This window comes from Nocardia carnea (assembly GCF_029869215.1).
Lineage (GTDB): Bacteria > Actinomycetota > Actinomycetes > Mycobacteriales > Mycobacteriaceae > Nocardia > Nocardia carnea_B.
The window spans coordinates 1-7,789 of record NZ_JARWPM010000316.1; the positions used below are offsets into that span (position 1 = coordinate 1).

The 7,789-nt window shown below is 69.4% G+C and carries 8 protein-coding genes; 2 read left to right on the forward strand and 6 right to left on the reverse strand.

The genetic code is table 11. The annotated features are described in order from the left end of the window. Window positions 1-826 precede the first annotated feature (826 nt). A complete protein-coding gene (locus QH276_RS22280) occupies window positions 827-1,636 on the forward strand; it encodes an enoyl-CoA hydratase/isomerase family protein (protein ID WP_280399444.1) in 810 nt (269 codons plus the stop codon). A gap of 6 nt (window positions 1,637-1,642) precedes the next feature. Here QH276_RS22280 and QH276_RS22285 read toward each other — a convergent pair whose 3' ends face one another. The 6 genes from QH276_RS22285 to carD all read right to left on the reverse strand — a co-directional run bounded on the left by QH276_RS22285 (window position 1,643) and on the right by carD (window position 6,463). After that, window positions 1,643-1,918 carry a DUF4190 domain-containing protein gene (locus QH276_RS22285; protein WP_280399445.1) on the reverse strand — a complete coding sequence of 92 codons (276 nt, stop codon included), beginning with the start codon at window positions 1,916-1,918 and terminating at the stop codon, window positions 1,643-1,645. A gap of 167 nt (window positions 1,919-2,085) precedes the next feature. Continuing rightward, window positions 2,086-3,057: a 23S rRNA (guanosine(2251)-2'-O)-methyltransferase RlmB gene (gene rlmB / locus QH276_RS22290; RefSeq protein WP_280399446.1), complete on the reverse strand. Its 972-nt coding sequence runs from the start codon at window positions 3,055-3,057 to the stop codon at window positions 2,086-2,088. Next, window positions 3,057-4,463: a cysteine--tRNA ligase gene (gene cysS / locus QH276_RS22295; protein ID WP_280399447.1), complete on the reverse strand. Its 1,407-nt coding sequence runs from the start codon at window positions 4,461-4,463 to the stop codon at window positions 3,057-3,059. The genes rlmB and cysS overlap by 1 nt, the downstream gene beginning before the upstream one ends. A 298-nt stretch (window positions 4,464-4,761) precedes the next feature. After that, complete coding sequence (gene ispF, locus QH276_RS22300) at window positions 4,762-5,256, reverse strand: 2-C-methyl-D-erythritol 2,4-cyclodiphosphate synthase (protein ID WP_280399448.1); 495 nt, start codon at window positions 5,254-5,256, stop codon at window positions 4,762-4,764. A 2-nt stretch (window positions 5,257-5,258) separates the two neighbouring features. After that, window positions 5,259-5,972: a 2-C-methyl-D-erythritol 4-phosphate cytidylyltransferase gene (gene ispD, locus QH276_RS22305; protein WP_432278647.1), complete on the reverse strand. Its 714-nt coding sequence runs from the start codon at window positions 5,970-5,972 to the stop codon at window positions 5,259-5,261. A 2-nt stretch (window positions 5,973-5,974) separates the two neighbouring features. After that, entirely contained in the window at window positions 5,975-6,463 is a 489-nt protein-coding gene (gene carD, locus QH276_RS22310; RefSeq protein WP_011206964.1) for an RNA polymerase-binding transcription factor CarD, read from the reverse strand. 462 nt (window positions 6,464-6,925) lie between these two features. Here carD and QH276_RS22315 point away from each other — a divergent pair, with 462 nt between their 5' ends. Then, on the forward strand, window positions 6,926-7,585 hold the full coding sequence (locus QH276_RS22315; protein ID WP_348536636.1) for a hypothetical protein: 660 nt from the start codon (window positions 6,926-6,928) through the stop codon (window positions 7,583-7,585). Window positions 7,586-7,789 lie beyond the last annotated feature (204 nt).

Here is a 7,789-nt window from a genome sequence, read left to right on the forward strand (position 1 = left end):
GACTCGTCTGCCTGCGCCGACCACCACGACCGGCTCGAAGCCCTGTATGCCGAGGCCAACGACACCATGGCCGCGCTCGATAGCCACCTGGACACCGGCCGGGCCCCTGCGGTCGCGCCCCACCCCGCCCCCCCCCCGCCCCGGAGCCGCCATGCCGGGGTGGGGACCCCTGTCCGCGTCAGCCCAAACCCGGGGCGGTGTTGTCGCGTGGGCGGCGCGGCGGCCGCGCGGGGTTCGGCCCCCTAGGTCCCTGCTGTCAGCACTCGACACTCGCGGCTGCGCCGCGTCGCATCGAGCGCTGACAGCAGGGACGGGCCGAACCCTCCAAGGGCCTCGTAAGACTCGGCACCGCTATGGTCACGTCCGGTTCCGGGGTTAGGCGAACCGCTCGGGGCCTCGTACGACTCGGCACCGCCGTGGTCGCCTTCGGTTCCGGGGTTATGCGAACCCGCACGTCCCCGCAGGCTCGGCACCACCGTGGTGGCGTCCGTTCCAGGGTTGCGGGGACTCTCGAGGACATCGCGAGACTCGGCACTGCCGTGGTCGCGTTCGCTTCGGGGTGCTCCGAGTGCCTCGCTGAACCCAGCGCTGTCATGGGATGTTGTGTCGCATGCCGGGAGCACGCGCGGATCCGCTACCCACATGTCGTCCACCCGTGTGGTTCGGGGCCCGTCTCGTTCTGGAGCGACAGAGCGGGGGAGCGAAGCGGAGGAGCGGCAGAGAAAAGAACGAGACTTTGGGGGCCCCGAACCGGCGGCACCGAAGGCGGCGCCATAAATACAGCCCGGCACCCCGCGCGGGGCAGCTGACCAATAAACTGCCCGGCATGAGTTCGGAATTGCTCGTCGATGTCGCAGCGGGCATCGCCGTCCTCACGTTGAATCGGCCGGCGAAGCAGAATGCGTTCAACCCCTCGATGACCGAGGCGTTGGGCGCGGCATTGAAACGGTGCGACGCCGAGGACGCCATTCGCGTCGTCGTCATCACCGGGACGCCGCCCGCCTTCTGCGCCGGCGCCGACCTGTCGGACCGGGTGGGCGAGGTGAGCGCGGCGGTCGATCCGCCGCCGTTCCGGATCCGGAAACCGGTGATCGCGGCGGTCAACGGGCATGCGGTGGGCGCGGGTCTGGCGCTCGCCCTGCAATGCGATCTGCGGTACCTGGCCGACGACGCGGTGTACGCGTTGAGCCAGGTACGGCGCGGTGTACTCGCCGACGGGTACGCGCACTGGACGCTCTCGCGGCTGGCGGGCCTGGCCAACGCCGCCGATATCCTGCTCACCGGCCGTACCTTCGACGGTGACGAAGCCAAGGCCATGGGCCTGGCCAATGCCTGCCTGCCGGCTGCGGAGGTGCTGCCCACCGCGATGGCGGTCGCCCACGATATCGCCAACGGCTCGGCCCCGCTCAGCGCGGCGCTGTCGAAACGGCTGCTCTGGGAGGGTATCGGCCTGGAGCCGGGGATCGTCGGGCAGTTGGAGGCCGATCTGAACGAGCACATCGCGCAGAGCCGCGACGCGGGGGAGGCGATGGCGGCGTTCCGGGAGCGCCGCCAGCCGAACTGGTCGGGGTCGATCAGCGAGGAATGGCCGAGCTGGGAGCCCGGGAAGTGGTCCGGGCAGCAGAGCCTGGACTGATCGCGGTCACCCGCCGCTGATCAGGACCAGGACGAACAGCAACGCCATCAGCACCATCAGGATGGTGCCGATAACACCCAGCGTGAACCCCACCACCACCTGGGTCCGGCCGCTGTACGCGCCGCCGGACTCGTCGATCTGGTCCAGCGCGCGCTTCCCCATCGCCCATGCCACCGGCCCGGAGAGCCCGAAACAGAACAGACTGACCGCACCGAGAAGCAGCACCACCGTCGCATAGGGATGCTCGACCGGCTTACCGATGGGCGCGCTGGGTATCACCACGCATCGAATTCTACGGTGCCGAGCCGCTTTTGCGGTCCGCGCGCGGCACAATCGCCCCAGAACCGGCCGCTGACCGCGTGTCCCGCGCGGCGCACCTCCGGGGCCGAGACGACCAGGCAAGGCCATCACGCAGCCGCCGGTCAGGGCGGCAGCGCTTTCGTCCCCGATCAGGCGCGGCGCTGCCGGGCGGTCTCGGCCAGCACCACTCCCGCCGCCACCGAGGCGTTCAGCGATTCCACCGGACCCGCCATCGGGATGCTCAGGATCGCATCGCAGGTTTCGCGGACGAGCCGGGACAGGCCCTTACCCTCCGAACCCACCACGATCACCGTCGGCCCGGTGGCGTCGAAATCGTCGAGCGAGGTATCGCCACCGGCGTCGAGGCCCACGACCTGCACTCCCTTGGCGGCCCAATCCTTCAGAGTGCGAGTGAGATTGGTGGCCCGCGCGACCGGCAACCGCGCCGCCGCACCGGCACTTGTCCGCCAGGCCACCGCGGTGACGCTGGCACTGCGCCGCTGCGGGATCACCACCCCGTGCCCGCCGAAGGCCGCCACCGAACGCACCACCGCGCCCAGGTTGCGCGGATCGGAGATATTGTCCAAGGCCACCAGCAGCGCGGGCTCCGCCGACTGCTGGGCCCGGGCGAGCAGATCGTCGGGGTGGGCGTACCGGTAGGGCGGCACCTGCAGCGCCATCCCCTGATGTAAACCGTTGGAACTCATCCGGTCCAGATCGGTGCGCGGCACCTCGAGGATGGATATCCCGGTATCGGCGGCGATCCGCACACTTTCGGTGAGCCGCTCATCGTTCTCGGTGCCCACCGCGACGTACAACGCTGTCGCCGGAACCCCGGCGCGCAGACATTCGGTCACCGGGTTGCGGCCGAGTACCAGCTCGGGCCCGTCGTCCCCGTGCCGGCCGGCCGGGCGTGCACCGCGACCCGGCGAACCGCTCTGGGCGGCACGCGCTTTCGCGGCGGCCCGCCGTGCGGCCGGATGTTTCGTCCGCGCCTCCGCCGGCGGCGTCGGCCCGCGCCCCTCCAGGCCACGGCGGCGCTGTCCGCCGGAACCGACGACCTGCCCCTTCTTGGTACCGCCCTTGCGGATCGCACCACGACGTTGTGAATTGCCGGCCATCAGCCCGCCTTTCCAGGGGTAGGTGTGCCCAGCGACCATTCGGCACCGTTGGGGGTATCGGTCACTTCGATGCCGGCGGCCTGCAGCCGGTCGCGAACCGCATCGGCGGTCGCCCAGTCCTTCGCGGCGCGCGCCTGCTGGCGGCGTTCCAGTTCAGCCGCCACCAGCACATCGAGCGCAGCGTCGGCCGCCGAATGATCGGCGCCGCTGTGCCAGTGCGGATCCAGCGGGTCCACGCCGAGCACATCGAGCATGGCGCGCACCTGACCGGCGTGTTCGCGGGCGGTTTCCAGGACACCGGCGTCGAGCGCCCGGTTGCCCTCGTGCACCGCGTGGTGGATTTCGGCGAGCGCCTTCGGGACCCCGAGGTCGTCATCGAGGGCGGCGGCGAAACCGTCGGTCCATTTACCCAGCGGAATATCACCACCCCGTTCGGCCACCCGCTGCACGAACGCCTCGATCCGCTGATACGACTGCGCGGCATCGGCGAGCGCTTTATCGGAATATTCCAGCATCGAACGGTAGTGCGCGCTGCCCAGGTAGAAGCGCAATTCCACGGCCCGCACCGATTTCAGCACGTTCGGAATGGACAGCACATTGCCGAGCGATTTCGACATCTTCTCGCCGCCCATGGTCACCCAGCCGTTGTGCAACCAGTACTGCGCGAAACCGTGCCCGGCCGCCTTCGACTGCGCGATTTCGTTCTCATGATGCGGGAATACCAGATCCATTCCCCCGCAATGGATATCGAATTCCGGGCCGAGATAGAACTCGGCCATCGCCGAGCATTCCAGATGCCAGCCGGGCCGGCCCGGCCCCCACGGCGAGGGCCAGGTGGGTTCGCCGGGTTTCGCGGCCTTCCACAACGTGAAATCGCGGGGGTCGCGTTTGCCGAGCCCGGCGCTTTCCCCTTGATGAACGTCCTCGAGGCGGTGACCGGACAAAAGGCCGTAGTCCGGATAGCTGCGCACATCGAAATACACATTGCCCTCGGAGGCATAGGCGTGCCCGCGGTCGATGAGCCGCTGCATCAAATCGACCATCTGGGTGATATGCCCGGTGGCCCGTGGCTCGGCCGATGGTGGCAGAACCCCGAGCTGCCGGTACGCCCGGTCGAACGCCCGCTCGTGCGTCGCCGCCCATTCCCACCACGGCCGGCCCGCCGCGGCCGCCTTGGCCAGGATCTTGTCCTCGATATCGGTGACATTGCGGATGAAGGCCACGTCCAGACCGCCCGCGGACAGCCAGCGGCGCAGAATATCGAACGCCACCCCGCTGCGCACATGACCGATATGCGGCAGACCCTGCACTGTCGCCCCACACAGGTACACCGAGGCACGTCCGGGTACCAGCGGCGTGAAATCACGCAGGGTCCGTTGCTCGGTGTCGAACAGGCGCAGCGTCACGGCAGTCGATCCTAGTTTCGTTTGTGGTTTGCACTCGGATGTGGTGCAGCGGGGATATGGGCAGGGTAGCGGCTACGGGGGTAACTCCGGCATTCGGCCGCACCGTCACGGCGCGACGGTCGAGGCGTATGCCTCGGCATCGATCATCACACCGGAGCCCGGACGGCGGCGAGCTCCGCGCCGCCGGCGCGGCCGTCCCGCTGCCGAAGCGATCGGCGGCGGCATATCCGTACGGTAGGCCCGGAAGCCTCCGGCAATTGCTGGATGAGGCGGCTTCGCTGACCCCGATCGCGTCCGGTTACCGATCCCCGGGGTGGTCGCTCGGCCGCCCCGGACAGTGCAGCAGGGCCGTGGCGACCGCGGCAATACCCTCCCCGCGGCCGGTGAGCCCCAGGCCGTCGCTGGTGGTGCCGGATACCGATACCGGCGCGCCGAGCAAATCGCTCAGCAGCTGCTGCGCCTCCGCACGCCGCGGGCCCATCCGCGGGCGGTTGCCGATGACCTGGACCGCGGCATTGACCACCGCGTACCCATCCGCTTCCAGCAGCCGCCGCACTTCTTTCAGCATGGCTGCACCGGACACACCCGCCCACTCCGGGCGGCCGGTTCCGAATACCGCCCCCACATCGCCGAGGCCGGCGGCCGACAGCAGAGCGTCGCACAGGGCATGGGCGGCCACATCACCGTCGGAGTGGCCCGCACAACCGTCTTCCCCGTCGAACAGGAGCCCTGCCATCCAGCAGGGCCGTCCCGGTTCGATCGGATGCACATCCGTCCCGATCCCGACCCGCATGTTCAGCACCGGCCGACCACCTGTTCTCCGTCGAGCACAGCTTCGGCCAAGCGCAGGTCGAGCGGTGTCGTGATCTTGAATGCCAGCGGGTCGCCGGGGATGGTGCGGACCCCGATACCGAGCCGTTCGACCAGGCCGGCGTCGTCGGTCGCGATTTCCGGATGATCGTATGCGCGGCGCAGCACCGCGGCAGAGAAGCCCTGCGGAGTCTGAACGGCGCGCAACGCGGAACGGTCGGGAGTACCCGTCACGACACCGGCCGCATCGACGGATTTCACGGTATCGACCACCGGCAGCGCGGGTACGACGGCCGGCGCACCGGCAAACAGTTCCCCCACCACCCGGGCGATCAACGTGGGTGGTGTCAGCGCCCGCGCGGCATCGTGCACCAGGAAATACGCGGCCTCCCCGGCGGCCGCGAGCCCGGCGCGGACGGAATCCGTACGCTCGGCGCCCCCGGCCACGACCCGGGCCGGGGCTGCGGGGGGAAGCAGGGCTGCGGTGGCCTCGACGAGTTGGGCGGGCACCATCACAATGATCTCGTCGACAACCCCGGCAGCCATCAGGCCGCTGACAGCGAGCCCGAGCATGGGTTTGCCGCCGACCGGGACGAACGCTTTGGGCGCATCTGCACCCAAGCGCACGCCACGACCGGCGGCAGGAACCAACGCGACGACAGGACCGGCGCTACGGCCGGTACCGTCCGGTTCGTACACGGTCAGGACGCCGCGGCGAGAACCTCGTCGAGAAGCGTCTCGGCCTTGCCGTCATCGGTCCCCTCGGCGAGCGCCAGCTCACCGACGAGGATCTGCCGAGCCTTGGCCAGCATCCGCTTCTCGCCCGCGGACAGACCACGATCCTGTTCCCGGCGCCACAGGTCGCGGACGACCTCGGCCACCTTGTTCACATCGCCGGAGGCGAGCTTCTCGAGGTTGGCCTTGTAACGGCGGGACCAGTTGGTGGGTTCCTCCGTATGTGGCGCACGCAGCACCTGGAAGACCCGATCCAAGCCTTCCTGGCCCACGACATCGCGAACGCCGACGTATTCCGCGTTTTCCGCGGGAACCCGAACAGTGAGGTCACCCTGTGCGACCTTCAGGACCAGATACTCTTTCTGCTCACCCTTGATGGTGCGGGTCTCGATAGCTTCGATCAAAGCCGCCCCATGATGGGGATAAACGACGGTATCTCCGACCTTAAAAATCATGTGTCCCGTGCCCCTTTCGATGTTCACAGTTTAACACGCGACTCGATAACGGCGCGATCAACTGCGCAGGTCAGGGCCACAACGACCAGGTACTGGGGCTTGACAGGGTCAGTTTGGTGTGCATCACGTTGCGGCCGAACGGGTGTCGGCGCCACCCTTGCCCGAGCCCCGCGCGACCACGCCACGCGGGCGCGTCGAAACGATACGCGTAGGCCGGATCGTTACCGGTCAGCGGGACGTGACGGACACCGGATCGCGGCCGGGCAACCCGCTGGGCCGGCCACCTCCGGACAAGTGCGCACAGGCCGGCACCCAGGTGATACCTTCGCCGCCTTGACGTGCGGCATATCACACCCCACAGACCCGCAATCCCCCCTGACGCCGCCCGGTGCGCCCGGCATCCCCACGCGACTACTACAGTGCCTAGTTGGAGTGCGCCCACTCGGACATGGAGGACAACCCGTGACTGCCCTGACTGCTGTGACTGCCGCGAACCCGGTCGCCTCGACTCGGCGGCGCCGCCGCCTGGTGCCGGTCGCCGCGCTCGCCGCCGGAGCGGCCCTCATCCTGTCCGGCTGCGGCGCCGGCCAGGTCTCGCAGACCGCCGATCAGGTAGCCGCGATCAACGGCAACAGCGCCGACGCGGGCGAGATCGCGCTGCGCAATGTGCACCTCGTGTATCCGGGCAGCGCCACCCACAACAACACCACCGGCGGTCAGGCCGCACTGGCGCTGTCGATCATCAACACCGGCGAAACGGTCGCCGACGAACTCACCAGCGTCACCACCGACCTCGGCACGGTGAAGATCACCCCGGCCGACGGCGACAAGATTTCCATCGCCCCGGCCGAAACGGTCGTCGTCTCCACTCCGTCGGCCGGTGCCGAAACCCATACAACCGGCGAAACGATCAGTACCGAAGGCGGCGAAACCACGACCGCGCAGATCGAGATCACCGGCCTGACCCAGAACATCACCCCCGGCCTCACCTACGACGTCACGTTCAACTTCAAGGAGAACGGCACCGTCCTGGTCCAGGTCCCGGTCGACGCCGGTCTCGACGCCCCCCGCCACGAATCGGAACTCTCCAAGAGCACCACCGGCAGCGCCGGCGGGCACTGAATTTTTTTGGGGCTGTGTTTTTTTGCGGCGCCTGCGGCGCCGCGGGGGGGTGGGGGCCCCGGGGGCGCGGGGGGGGGGGGGGGGGGGGGGGGGGGGGCGGGGGCGCGCCGGGGGGGGGGGGGGGGGGGGGGGGGGGGGGGGGGGGGGGGGGGGGGGGGGGGGGGGGGGGGGGGGGGGGGGGGGGGGGGCGGCGCCCCCGCCGCG